8 protein-coding genes are annotated in these 12,018 nt (G+C 65.0%); 3 read left to right on the top strand and 5 right to left on the bottom strand.

All coding sequences use genetic code 11. The features are described from left to right. Nucleotides 1-123: 123 nt before the first annotated feature. The 3 genes from eutC to IVB31_RS01345 form a co-directional block, all read right to left on the bottom strand. Nucleotides 124-909, bottom strand: a complete 786-nt coding sequence (gene eutC, locus IVB31_RS01355; RefSeq protein WP_247317640.1) for an ethanolamine ammonia-lyase subunit EutC — start codon at nt 907-909, stop codon at nt 124-126. Between the two features lie 6 nt (nt 910-915). After that, on the bottom strand, nt 916-2,502 hold the full coding sequence (locus IVB31_RS01350; protein WP_247317638.1) for a B12-binding domain-containing radical SAM protein: 1,587 nt from the start codon (nt 2,500-2,502) through the stop codon (nt 916-918). 150 nt (nt 2,503-2,652) lie between these two features. Continuing rightward, the gene (locus tag IVB31_RS01345) at nt 2,653-4,035 is read right to left on the bottom strand and encodes an ethanolamine ammonia-lyase subunit EutB (RefSeq protein WP_247317636.1); all 1,383 of its coding nucleotides are present in this window, start codon (nt 4,033-4,035) and stop codon (nt 2,653-2,655) included. A 232-nt stretch (nt 4,036-4,267) separates the two neighbouring features. Here IVB31_RS01345 and IVB31_RS01340 point away from each other — a divergent pair, with 232 nt between their 5' ends. Both IVB31_RS01340 and IVB31_RS01335 read left to right on the top strand, forming a co-directional pair. Continuing rightward, nucleotides 4,268-6,007, top strand: a complete 1,740-nt coding sequence (locus IVB31_RS01340; RefSeq protein WP_247317634.1) for a HAMP domain-containing methyl-accepting chemotaxis protein — start codon at nt 4,268-4,270, stop codon at nt 6,005-6,007. Between the two features lie 406 nt (nt 6,008-6,413). Further along, on the top strand, nt 6,414-7,931 hold the full coding sequence (locus IVB31_RS01335; RefSeq protein WP_247317632.1) for a M81 family metallopeptidase: 1,518 nt from the start codon (nt 6,414-6,416) through the stop codon (nt 7,929-7,931). Between the two features lie 421 nt (nt 7,932-8,352). Here the strand turns inward: IVB31_RS01335 and IVB31_RS01330 are convergent, their stop codons facing one another. Then, a complete protein-coding gene (locus tag IVB31_RS01330; protein ID WP_247317631.1) occupies nt 8,353-9,582 on the bottom strand; it encodes an MFS transporter in 1,230 nt (409 codons plus the stop codon). Between the two features lie 129 nt (nt 9,583-9,711). Between IVB31_RS01330 and IVB31_RS01325 the strand changes: the two genes are divergently transcribed. Then, complete coding sequence (locus IVB31_RS01325) at nt 9,712-10,620, top strand: LysR family transcriptional regulator (protein ID WP_247317629.1); 909 nt, start codon at nt 9,712-9,714, stop codon at nt 10,618-10,620. A 157-nt stretch (nt 10,621-10,777) separates the two neighbouring features. On the opposite strand, the gene IVB31_RS01320 is transcribed toward IVB31_RS01325, so the two are convergent. Next, a complete protein-coding gene (locus IVB31_RS01320; protein ID WP_247317625.1) occupies nt 10,778-11,995 on the bottom strand; it encodes an acyl-CoA dehydrogenase family protein in 1,218 nt (405 codons plus the stop codon). Nucleotides 11,996-12,018: the final 23 nt, after the last annotated feature.

The following is a 12,018-nucleotide window of genomic DNA, read 5'->3' as shown; positions in this document are numbered from 1 at the left end:
GCTTGCCCTTTGAAAATGCGCGGAAAATCGCCGCGAGGGGTTTAGCAGGTCAATCACCCTTCTCGCAAGCAGGGCAAGTGTGACCAAATCGATCAAGATGTGGCGATTTTGTCGGAATGCCCGTCATTCGGGCGAAGCCGTGCCAATTCGACGCGGCGCGCGGTCCGCGCTCTCGTCCTTCAGCGCCACCCCGGTGACCTCCCGGGCCAGCCCCTCGCGGACCAGCCAGGCGATCTTGAAGGCAGCCTCGTCATAGCTCAACCCGGCCTTGTGGATGTTCGACACGCAATTGCGCTCGGCATCGGTGCGGCCCGGCTTCGGCGCGAAAGTCAGATAGGCGCCGAGGCTGTCGGGCGCCGACAGGCCCGGCCGCTCGCCGATCAGCGTCACGACCATGCGCGCGCCGAGAATGGCGCCGATCTCGTCGCCGAGCGCGACGCGCGCGCCTGAGGCGACGGCGACATGGCCGATCGCGACACCTTCCCCTTCCGCGAGCAACGGCAGCAGGCGCATGACGAGCGCGGCCGCATGGGCGTGGACCGCCGCCGCCGACAGGCCGTCGCCGATCACGACCGCGAGTGGGCACGGCTCCGAGGCACTTCGCGCGAGAAGCTCTGCCGAGCCGGCATCGAGCTGTCGTCCCAGATCCGGCCGGCGCAGATAGTCCCTGCGGTCAACCGCCTGGCTCTTCGCTTCGGTGACGAGGAGGCCGAGCGCACGGAGATCCGCTGCCAGCCGCGGCGCGTCGAAGACGGCATGCACGGCATCGCGGGCACGGGCATGGTCCAACGTGAAATCGAGCAAGGCGCGCGTCGGCACACTCGCGCCGCTGCGCCCGAGCGCGACTCGCGCGGGCGTGAGCGACCGCAGATCGAGGGTCCGGCGGCGCGGGACGGCCGAATCAGACATGTCGCATCATTCGGCGGGAACGGAGGCTTCGCGCAGCCGCAGCGAATAGTTCGACGCATTGGTCTCGCCGCTCGATGCCGCACGCGCAAAGGTGATGAGATGGTGCGCGATCAGGGTGCAGCCGATCAGGCCTTCGAGGTCGCCCCGCTTGATGCGTCCCAGCGCAAACTTCCAGAACACGCGCTTGTAGTCGCCGAGCACACCGACCTTCCAGAAGATGTTCCTGATCATGATCAGGCCGCGCCTGATGTTGCGCCAGGTCTTCATCTCATCCGGCACCGGCATCTTGAGGCGATGCGGATAGGTGTGGTCGCATTGATACTGGAAGCGCGCGAACACCTTTTCCGGCTCATAGGCGACGCTCATGGCGTGCTTCCAGGACGCCACGACGTCGTCGTAGGGCAGCAGGAAGTTGACGTTGGAATCGCGCCCATCGTCCTCGATCAAGCGCCCTTCCCGCTCCAGCCGATCCCACAGCGGCGTCTTCGGCAGCGCCTGAAGCAGGTTAATCGTGAGCAGCGGAATTTGGGATTCCTCGACGAATGCGAGCAGCGCGTCCGCGGTATTCGCCTTGTCGGTGTCGAGCCCCATGATGATGCCCGACACCACCTCCATGCCGTAGGAGTTGATGGTGCGCACGCCCTCGAGGATCGGGACCATCATGTTATGGTCCTTGTGCATTGCCTTCAATGCGTCGGGATCAGGCGTCTCGATGCCGCAGAATATGGTGATGAAATTGGCCTCACGCATCTTCTTGAGTATCTCGGGCCGCTTGGCGATGTTGAGCGTCGCCTCGCAGGCAAGCCGCACTACATAGCCGGTCTTCTTCTGCCATTCGATGAGGTGCGGCAGGAGATCCAGCGCTGCCTTGCGGTTGCCGATGAAATTATCGTCCACGAAGTAGACGGTGTCGGTCATGCCGCATTCGCGCAGGCGGTCGAGCTCGGCTATGATCTGTTCCGGCGATTTGAGGCGCGGATTGCGGCCATAGAGGCCGGGGATGTCGCAGAACTCGCACTCATAGGGACAGCCGCTGGAATACTGGATGCTGCCAAGCATGTATTTCTTCACGTCCGCGAGCTCGTACGCCGGGATCGGAAACTCCGTCATCGGCACGCGGTCCTTGGTGGTCAGCACCACCTGGGCCTCGGGACGCGAGACATCGCGCGACAGGATCTCGAATAGCTGGTTGGTGGCGTCGCCGAGCTCGCCGACATGGAGATAATCGAACGACGGATAATAATCCGGACAGGCGCTGACGGAGGGGCCTCCGAGCGCGACCGGCAGATCGAATTCATGGGCGCGGCGGCAGATGTCGTTCATCTGCTGGCGCTGGATGTGCATGCCGCTGACGAAGACCGCTTCCGCCCATTCGAACTCTTCCCTCGTCGTGCGGCGGAGGTTCTCGTCGACGAATTTGACCTGCCAATCCACGGGCAGATAAGCCGCGAGCAGCAAAAGCCCCTGCGGGGGCATGAAGGCGCGAACGCCGTCGGTCAGCGGGTAGGAGTGCTCGAACGTCCCGAACGACGAGGTGTAACGCGGAAACACGCAGAGAATCCGCCGGGCCGTCCCGTTGCTTTCAGCTCGCATCAAAGGTCCCCCGCCACGCTCGACATAGCTGCGGAAATTGCCAGCCAGACACATAGCGTAATGCTGCCGCCGGAATTTCTCAATATTGTGGCATCATCTTAATTCGCCAGAGGCCCCAATGGTTTCCTGAAGGGAATTGGTTCGGCGGCGTCAGGCGATCAGCCGAGAGGCAAAATCGGGCAACAGGCCTGCATCGCCGGCAAGACGGAAATCGGCGCCCGCAATGCCCGACTGCACCAGCCAGTCGTCGAATTCCGGCGCGCGGCGCAGGCCGAAGACGTCGCGGACATAGAGCGCGTCGTGAAAAGACGTGGACTGATAGTTCAACATGACGTCATCGGCGCCGGGAACGCCCATGATGAAGGTGACGCCGGCGGCGGCGAGCAGCGTCAGGAGGTTGTCCATGTCGTCCTGGTCCGCCTCCGCATGGTTGGTGTAGCAGATGTCGATCCCGAGCGGCAGGCCGAGCAGCTTGCCGCAAAAGTGATCTTCCAGCCCCGCCCGGATGATCTCCTTGCCGTCGTAGAGATATTCCGGGCCGATGAAGCCGACCACGCTGTTGACCAGCAATGGCGCAAAGGCGCGGGCGACCGCATAGGCGCGCGCCTCGCAGGTCTGCTGGTCGACGCCGTGATGGGCATTGGCCGAGAGCGCCGAGCCCTGCCCGGTCTCGAAATACATCACGTTCTCGCCAACCGTGCCGCGCTTCTGCGACAGCCCGGCCGCCTGTGCCTCCTTCAGAAGCGGCAGATCGATGCCAAAACTGCGGTTGGCGGCCTCGGTGCCGGCGACCGACTGGAAGACGAGGTCGACCGGCACGCCCTGCCCGATCAGGGCCAGCGTCGTGGTGACGTGGGTCAGCACGCAAGCCTGCGTCGGGATCTTCAGCCGGGCGATGACCTCGTCGAGAAGCCGCAGCAATTGCCCGATCACGGCCGGATCGTCGCTCGCCGGGTTGATGCCGATGCAGGCATCGCCGGCACCTAACAGGAGGCCGTCGAGGATGGAGGCAGTGATGCCCCTGGCGTCGTCGAAGGGATGGTTGGGCTGGAGCCGGGTACTCATCCGGCCCTTCAGGCCGATGGTGTTGCGGAAAGCGGTGGTGACCTCGCATTTCCGCGCCGCCAGGATCAGATCCTGGTTGCGCATCAGCTTTGAGACCGCCGCCGCCATCTCCGGGGTGATGCCGGGTGCGAGCTTGCGCAGGATTTCGGGCGTCGCGGCGTCCGACAGCAGCCAGTCGCGGAAGCCACCGACGGTGAGGGATGTCGCCGGCGCGAACGCCCTGGCGTCGTGGCTGTCGATGACGAGGCGGGTGACCTCGTCGGCCTCGTAGGGGACGACGGCTTCCTGCAGAAACTGTCCGAGCGGGACGTCGGCGAGCGCCATCCGCGCCGCGATCATCTGCTCGGCGCTGGCGGCGGCAATCCCGGCCAACCGGTCGCCGGAGCGCGGCGGCGTCGCCTTGGCGAGCAGATCGCGCAAATCAGGGAATGTGTAGGTCGTGGCGTCGATGCTGTGGCGGTAGATCAAAGGCCCCTCCGGGGTTCGTTCGGCCAGTGACCGACTTCCGCGTGATCCCAAGACTATACCTCCAAGACTATACCTTCAGATCAAGACGCTGAAATATCTTACCTTTCTTTCGACCAGGGGCGAAGGGGCCAGACCCTGCGTTAACACAGCGTCCATCTTCATTCTGCATAGTTCTGCATCGATTTGTACGACCGCGCTCTCCGGCCGCTCCCGGCCATTCGGGCCCTGCACCATGACATCAGACCAATCTGGGAATGCCGCTCGCCTGGCGGGCCGTTTCTCGCTTGCGACCAAGCTGTACGCAATCTTCGCGCTATTCGCGCTGCTGACGGCGGCGATCGCGATGCTGTCCGACTACAACAGCCGGCGCGGCGCCGAGCTGACCAGCGCGATCGAGACGGCGAACGCCGCCGCGCTCAACGTCGAGCGGGTCAACTCGCTCGTCTATGCGGTCGTGATGGAATCGCGCGGCGTCTACATGTCGACCGAGCCCGCCGTCGTGAAGAAATACGGCGACGGCCTGCTCAAGTTCAACGAACAGATCCTGAGCGTCGTGAAGCACTGGGAGGGCATCGTCAAGGCCGACGATTCCGAGCAGTTTGCCACCTTCAAGAAGCGCATCGAGCAGTTCGTCGAGTTCCGCAAGGAGCTGGTGCGCCGCGGAGTCGAGATCAATGCGGCCGCGGGCCGCGAATGGGGCGACAACGAGGCCAACCGCGCGGTGCGCTCGGCGCTGAACAAGGATCTCGAGGCGCTGTCCAAGGTCTATGCCGAACGCGCCATGCAGATCGCGCACCAGACCGAGACCAACCGCATCCTGTCGCTGGTGCTGACCTGCCTCGGCGGCGTGGCGCTGGCGCTGGTCGTGATCGGCATCGTCATCATTGCCCGCTCGATCGCACGTCCCCTCTCGGCGATCACAGCGACCATCAAGCAGGTCGCCGACGGCGCCGAGAATGTCGTGGTGCCGCATAGCAACCGCGCCGACGAGATCGGCGCGCTGGCCCGTGCCATCCAGATCTTCCAGGACGCGATGGGACGCAACCGCAACCTCGCCTCGCAGGTCTCGCAGGATTCCGCCGCGCGCGAGGCACGCACCCGCCACATCGAGCAATCCGTCGAGGCGTTTGGCGAGGCGATCGGCGCGATCATGCGCGGGCTGAGCGACAACGCCTCCGTCATGCGCGAGACCGCGCAGACCATCACCCGCGTCACCGCGGACGCGAGCAGCCGCGCCGGCACGGCGGCGAACGCCACCGAGCAGGCCTCCCACAACGTCACGGCGGTCGCAGGCGCGGCCGAGGAGCTGTCGGCGTCGGTGGTGGAGATCGGCCGGCAGGTGCGGCAGTCGGCCAGCGCGGTCGAGCAGACCGGCCAGCGCACCGAGAAATCGATCGCCGAGATCGAGAGCCTTGCGGCGGCCACACAACGCATCGACGGCGTGCTCAGCCTGATCCAGGCGATCGCCGAGCAGACCAATCTGCTGGCGCTCAACGCCACCATCGAGGCCGCCCGCGCCGGTGACGCCGGCCGCGGCTTCGCCGTCGTCGCCCACGAAGTGAAGGCACTGGCAGGCCAGACCGCGAAGGCGACCGCCGAGATCGGCGAGAACGTCAGCCAGATCCAGGCCTCCACACGCAATGCCGTCGACGCCGTCCGCGAGATCGGCGGCGCGGTGCGCGAGATCAACGATGTCACCTCGGCGATCGCCGGCGCCATCGGCCAGCAGGACCAGGCGACACGAGAGATCTCGTCCAACGCGCAATCGGCTGCGCAGGGCAACGAGACGCTTGTGGCCAACATCACCTCGCTTCGCGACGCCATCGGCGAGACCGACACGGCGGCCTCCTCCGTGCTGACGGCGGCGAGCAGCCTGACCGCGACGGCCGAGACGCTGTCGCGCGAGGTGGAGAAATTCTTCCAGAACCTGCGCTCGGGTTCGGCGGACGGCCGTATCGCCAAGGCGGGATGACGGCGCGGCCTGCGACGGCGGCAGCGCCGCCGCCTGCTCCGATAGAATCTCGAAAACAACCCCATGCACAGTAGACGGGGCCTGCCATATCAAGGGCTTTGCGGCCAACGAAGATGGCTGCTGATTTTACGAAACCGGTTTGACGCGTCGGGCAAAACACTGGCATGATGTCATCGTGGCAATGGTGAGCTGCAATCAATTCTTGCCGTCGGTCGGAAGGCGGCGCCACGCACGGGACTGGGACGTGGATGATATCGAACATCTCGATCCTGCGACGGCGCTGGCCAGGATCGACGAGCGGGTTGGGCTATTGAACGGACGCCTGCAGATGCACGATCGATAGCGGCAAGCCCCTTGCATGTGAGCTTTCGTCAGATTGTATAAAGCGAGACCAAGAAGGATTCCCATGAGCCAGACGCGGCGCGTTCTCTCGGCGCAAGTCGCCCACGAGACCAACACATTCTCGATCGTTCCGACGACGCTCGAGGACTATCGCAAGCGGCTGTTTCTGCGTGATGCCGAGATCGCCGCGGCGCTGGCCGACACCAGGATGGAGATCGCCGCGCATCTGGCCGCAGCCAAAAATTACGGCTGGACCCTGGTGCAGCCGCTCGCCGCCGCGGCCACGCCATCCGGCAAGGTGACGGCCGAGTGCTGGGCCGAATTGCAGCGCCTGGTCTACGAGGCCTGCGAAACCAGGCCGCTCGACGGGGTCATCCTCGCACTGCACGGCGCGATGGTGACCGAGACCGACGACGACGCCGAGGGGGCACTGCTCGAAGGATTGCGCGAGCATCTCGGCGAAACGATCCCGATTGCGGTGACGCTCGATTTGCATGCCAACGTCACGGAACGCATGGGCCGGCTGGCCAACATCATGCTGCCCTACCGCACCTATCCGCACATCGACCAGTATGAGACGGCGTTCCGCGCCGCTGAACTGCTGCAGTCGGCGATGGACGGCACGACCCGCCCGAGGGTATTCCGCCTGCAGGGACTCCTGCTCGACGGATGCAATCACGGACGGACCCAGGGCGGCGTGATGAGTGATTTGCTGACGCGCGCCGCGGACATGCAGGCGCAAACGCCCGGCCTTTTGTCCGTCGATGTCTGCGCGGGCTTCAGCCGCTCGGACATTGCCGAGGTCGGCCCCAGCGTTCAGATCACCTACGATGCCTCCCACAACGCCGCCGAAGCGGCCGCGCGGCAGGCCGCGGCCGCGCTCCAGGACGAGATGGTCCGCCGGCGCGCCGAAGTCACCGTCACGCCGCTCGACTTGCCAACCGCAACGAAGCTTGCCGCCGCAGCCGCAGCTGACGTCGCGGATACCCGTCCCCTCGTGATCGCCGACTTCAGCGACAACCCGGGTTCAGGCGCCTACGGCGATGGCGTCCGCCTGCTGGAGGCGCTGCTGCAGGCCGAAATCCGAAGCGTGCTCTTCGGCGTCCTCGGCGACGGCGAAGCCGCGGCGGTCTGCCATGCCGCGGGCCTCGGGGCCAGCCTGGATGTTGTTGTCGGCGCCAAGCGCCATCCCGCCAGCTACGGACCTCCGCTCATGCTGACCGGGCGGGTGACCGGCCTGTCGGACGGCGCCTTCGTATGCGAGGGACCGATGAATGCCGGTCAGCCCATGACGCTCGGGCCCACGGCCTTGCTCGAGGTCGACGGCATCTCCATCGCGATTTCGACCAACACGCTGCAAACCTACGATCAGGAAATGTTTCGAATTCTCGGAGCAGAACCGGCTCAATTCCGGATCGTCGCAGTCAAGTCTGCGCACCACTTCCGGGCTGCCTTCGGGCCGATGGCCAAGGAAGTGATCCTGGCCGATAGCGGCGGCCTTGCCACCAACGATCACACCAAGCTTTCCTACCGAAAAGTCCGCCGTCCCATCTGGCCGCTCGACGAAATCCCGCCGGGTTGAACCTCCCGGCGCGGGCTTCACCGATTGCCGGATTCCCATGAGCGCCGGGAACGCGCAGCATCAATCGCCCGGCCGCGCTTCGATCGATGTCTTGGCTCATCGCGCGAGGCCGCACAAAAAACCCCAGCACGGATGCCGGGGCTTGCGATCCAACCCGCGTACATCCGGCGAACCAATCGTCGCATGGAAGATTAGCCGCGAATCTTGAACGGATGATGACGGGGTTGGGTCGACAAAATGTCGCTTCAGACGAGAGGAGCTGTCCTACCGGTCGTGACACCATCAGCAGGGTCTTGATCGCGCGGCGCTGGTCCCTCGCCTTGTTGCCCGCGGCAACTTGGTCCATCGGCAGCGTGGGATCGAACACCTTGCCGGGCTGTCGCACGCGAAGCCAGTCACAAGGCCTGATCACAAGGCTTGACTACAAAGCCCGGCTTGCCGGCACGCAGGCGGCGCATGGCGCGTCAGCTCTTGCCCTGCGACGAAGGGCTCCGATCAAGATGACCAGGGACGAGAGCACGAGGATGACGGCGCTGAACAGAAACGTGGCGCGATAACCGCTGTGGTCGAACATTACACCGCCTCCAGCCGCACCCATGGTGATCGCGAGCTGAACCACCGCGACCATCACGCCGCCGCCCGCTTCGGCGTCGTCTGGCAGCGCAGTGCTGACCCACGTCCACCAGCCCACGGGTGCCGCCGTACCGACGAAGCCCCACAGGAACATCAGCGCCACTGTCGCGGCGAGTGAGGCGCCGAAGGCCGTCAGCGCAACGGCAATCGCGGCCATGGCTAACGGCATGATGACGAGGCAGGCATAAAGACGCTGGCGGATGACAAATCCGATCAGGGACGTGCCGGCAAGGCCGGCAACGCCCATCACGAGCAGCAGTGCCGAAATGGTCGTGACGTCGATGCGGGTCACCGTTTCGAAGAAGGGCCGCAAATACGTGAACAGCGAAAACTGTCCGAGGAAGAAAAGCGCCGCCGCGAGCATGCCGTAGGCCACGCCGGGGCGGCGCAGGACCCTGAATGCCGCCGAGGCGCTTGCGTGCTCCCGGCTCGGCATGCCGGGCAGCGTGACGAATTGCCAAAGCAGGGTCAGCGCGGCAATCGGCACGACGCAAAAGAACGCGCCGCGCCAGCCGATGTACTGGCCGAGGAAACTGCCGAGAGGCGCGGCAATCGTCGTTGCAAGGGCATTGCCGCCGTTGAGGACCGCAAGTGCGCGCGACACATCCTTGGACGGCACGATGCGGATCATCGTTGCAGCCGACATCGACCAGAAGCCGCCGACGGCCATGCCGACGAGCGCACGCCCGGCCATGAAGAGCGGATAATTGGGCGCGAAGGCCACGACGATTCCCGAGACCAGCGTGACGCCGGTGAGGCACAGCAGGACACGCCGGCGATCGATCCCGCGCGTTGCGGCCGAGATGAAAAGACTGGTGAGGATGGCGAAGAGTCCGGATATGGAAATGGCCTGCCCGGCCTGCCCCTCGGTCAAATGCAGGCTGTGCGCGATGGGCGTGAGCAGACTGACAGGCATGAACTCGGATGCCACCAGCGTCGAGGCGCAAAGCGACAGCGCGAAAACCGCACTCCACGCGGCCGTCGGCCGCGTCGTCTTCTGATCGGTCGTGACGTCCATCGGGCATCCATATGTCGGGAAGCGCCCATCTGGCGCCGTTCACGGCAACACATAGGCCCGGGACCGGCATTCGATTAGCCGATATAATTTGCTTGCATTGATCGATGTAGGCCATGAATACTGGCTGCCATGGCAAGCCAGGATTTCAACGATTTGCTGGCTTTCGTGGCCGTCGCCCGCGAGCGCAGCTTTACGAAGGCCGCCGCGAAACTGGGCGTCGTGCAGTCGACGCTCAGCCATACGATCAAGCGGCTGGAATCGCAGATGGGCCTGCGGCTGCTGACGCGAACCACAAGGAGCGTCGGCCTGACCGAGGCGGGCGAGCGGCTTCAGGCGTCGGTTGCGCCCCGCATCGAGGAGATCGAGCGCGACATCGCGGCGCTGATGTCGCTGCGCGACACGCCGTCGGGGACCATCCGGATCACGCTGTCGGACCACGCCCTCGAAAAGGTCGTCTGGCCGAAGCTGTCACCGGTCCTGAAGGAATACCCCGACATCAAGGTCGAGTTCAGTCTGGATACGGCCTTCCGCAACATCGTCGAAGACGGCTTCGATGCAGGCGTCCGCCTCGGCGAGAGCATCGAGAAGGACATGATCGCGGTGCGGATCGGCCCGGACTGGCGGCTCGTCGCGGTCGCCTCGCCGGCCTATCTGAAGGAGCATCCGAGACCGAGGCACCCGCAAGACCTTCTGAAGCACGCCTGCATCAAGCGGCGCGTGGCGGCCGGCGGTCACTATGTCTGGGAGTTCGCCAAGAACGGTCCCGATCTCAGGGTCCGTGTCGAAGGGCAGCTCACCTTCAACGACTCCCGCGCGATGATCGACGCCGCCGTGAAAGGGTTTGGCATCGCCTATCTCCCCGAAGACATGGTAGCGCCGCAGGTCCGGTCCGGGGAGCTCGTCGTCGTGCTCGACGACTGGTCGCCGAAATTCGACGGCTATTACATTTATTATCCGACCTCGCGGCAGAATTCGGCGGCATTCAAGGTGATCGTCGATGCGCTACGCCATCACGACGCGCGAAGAAAACGCCGCTAGTCGCCGGAGTTTTGCCATTCCGTGAGTACGCGCCCAAGGGAAGATATCGGCCTATCACCCCACGCCGCCGCCCTGCTACGGACCCTGCAGGAGCGTCCGGGTTCCCGGTTTCCCCCTATGAAACCTGTCACTCGCGCCAAGCCAAGGGGTTACAGCCCTACCCCGCCATCACCCCGCCCCGCTTGATCAGCTCCTTCCCGACCGCAGCCAGATGCACCTGGTCCGGTCCGTCGCCGATGCGGATGAAGCGGGCGTAGACATAGGCGCGGGCGAGGAACGTATCCTGCGAGACGCCAGCGGCGCCGTGGATCTGGATGGCGCGGTCGATGACGCGGGCCGCCATGCTGGGCACCACGATCTTGGCTGCCGCGATCAGGTCGCGCGCGGCCTTGTTGCCGTCACGGTCCATCCTGTCGGCGGCCTGCAAGGTCAACAGCCGCGCCTGCGCGATCTCGCAGAAGGAGTTTGCGATGTCCTCGCGGACCGAGCCCTGGTCTGCGAGCGGCTTGCCGAAGGCCGTGCGGGAGACCGCGCGCTGGCACATCAATTCGAGCGCGCGCTGGGCGCAGCCGATCAGCCGCATGCAATGGTGGATACGGCCGGGGCCGAGTCTGCCCTGCGCGATCTCGAAGCCGCGGCCCTCGCCGAGCAGGATGTTCTCGGCGGGCACGCGGACATTCTCGTAGACGATCTCGGGGTGGCCGACCGGCGCGTCGTCATAGCCGTAGGTGAGCATGTCGCGGATGATGCGGACGCCGGGCGTGTTTTTCGGCACCAGGATCATGGATTGCTGGCGATGGCGGTCGGGATCGTCGGGCGCGGTCTTGCCCATCACGATCAAAATCTCGCAATCCTCGTTCATCGCACCTGACGTGAACCACTTCCGGCCGTTGACGACGTAGTCGCCGCCATCGCGCCTGATCTGGCACTGGATGTTGGTGGCATCGCTGGAGGCCACCTGCGGCTCCGTCATCGAGAAGCCGGAGCGGATGCGCCCTTCCAGCAGCGGCTTCAGCCAGCGCTCCTGCTGCGCCTTCGTGCCGTAATTGGCCAGCACCTCCATGTTGCCGACGTCGGGCGCCGAGCAATTGAAGATTTCGGGCGCCCAGAGGATACGGCCCATGATCTCCTTCACCGGGGCGTATTCGAGGTTCGTCAATCCGGGTCCGTGCTCGCCGGAGAGAAACAGGTTCCAGAGCACCTGCTCGCGCGCGAGCCGCTTCAGATCCTGCAACACTTGCGGCGTCTTGTAGCGCGTGGCTTCCGGCTTGACCTGCTCGTAATAGAGCTCCTCGACCGGCTCGACATGCGTCCGCATGAACCGGCGGACGCGCTCCTGCAGCTCCAGCGAACGCGCGGAGTGGTGAAAGTCCATGGCATCCTCCGTTCGCGGTCAGC

This window comes from Bradyrhizobium sp. 21 (genome assembly GCF_023073335.1).
Taxonomy (GTDB): domain Bacteria; phylum Pseudomonadota; class Alphaproteobacteria; order Rhizobiales; family Xanthobacteraceae; genus Bradyrhizobium.
Note: the sequence above shows the minus strand (reverse complement) of the source record. Positions and strands in the feature narration are given on the sequence as shown.

Bases quoted from the DNA above. Each gene is read 5' to 3' on its own strand.
- eutC (WP_247317640.1), bottom strand. From the start codon at position 909: ATGTCTGATTCGGCCGTCCCGCGCCGCCGGACCCTCGATCTGCGGTCG.
- IVB31_RS01350 (WP_247317638.1), bottom strand. From the start codon at position 2,502: ATGCGAGCTGAAAGCAACGGGACGGCCCGGCGGATTCTCTGCGTGTTT.
- IVB31_RS01340 (WP_247317634.1), top strand. From the start codon at position 4,268: ATGACATCAGACCAATCTGGGAATGCCGCTCGCCTGGCGGGCCGTTTC.
- IVB31_RS01335 (WP_247317632.1), top strand. From the start codon at position 6,414: ATGAGCCAGACGCGGCGCGTTCTCTCGGCGCAAGTCGCCCACGAGACC.
- IVB31_RS01330 (WP_247317631.1), bottom strand. From the start codon at position 9,582: ATGGACGTCACGACCGATCAGAAGACGACGCGGCCGACGGCCGCGTGG.
- IVB31_RS01325 (WP_247317629.1), top strand. From the start codon at position 9,712: ATGGCAAGCCAGGATTTCAACGATTTGCTGGCTTTCGTGGCCGTCGCC.
- IVB31_RS01320 (WP_247317625.1), bottom strand. From the start codon at position 11,995: ATGGACTTTCACCACTCCGCGCGTTCGCTGGAGCTGCAGGAGCGCGTC.